This is a genomic window from Bradyrhizobium manausense (genome assembly GCF_001440035.1).
Classification (GTDB): domain Bacteria; phylum Pseudomonadota; class Alphaproteobacteria; order Rhizobiales; family Xanthobacteraceae; genus Bradyrhizobium; species Bradyrhizobium manausense.
In genome coordinates, this window is the sequence record NZ_LJYG01000121.1 from 1 (window position 1) to 471 (window position 471).

1 pseudogene is annotated in these 471 nt (G+C 36.5%); it reads left to right on the top strand.

Annotation, left to right across the window (positions count from 1 at the left end):
- Nucleotides 1–59: 59 nt before the first annotated feature.
- Nucleotides 60–471, top strand: a pseudogene (locus AOQ71_RS44560) (transposase); the annotation flags it as partial.

The window sequence follows — 471 nt, forward strand, 5'->3', positions numbered from 1 at the left end:
TGCTGAAAAAACAGGAGGTTTTAACTTGGTAAACTAAACACACTCATCAGGAGTTTACCATGAGCAAGAAACACAAGACTTACACCACAGAATTTAAAGCTGAAGCCATCAAATTAATTGAAGCCAATCAAGGCAATGTCTCGGAAACAGCTAGACAACTTAGCATTTCAATGCAAACTCTTTCAAATTGGAATACCAAAGCAAAGGCTGGAACTTTAGCAGGTACAAAACAGTATTCACCTGATCTAAACGCTCTACTCGAAGAAAATAAAAAACTCAAACAACAGCTCAAAATAGCTGAAATGGAACGTGAATTTTTAAAAAAGGCAGCAGCGTACTTTGCCAAAGAAAGTCAGTAAGGTACGCCTATATGAAACAAAAAAGATATTCTTTTCCAATTACCTTAATGGCTCGATTACTTCATGTTTCAGTTTCATGTTTTTATGATTGGCTCAAGAGAGGCGTGAGCAA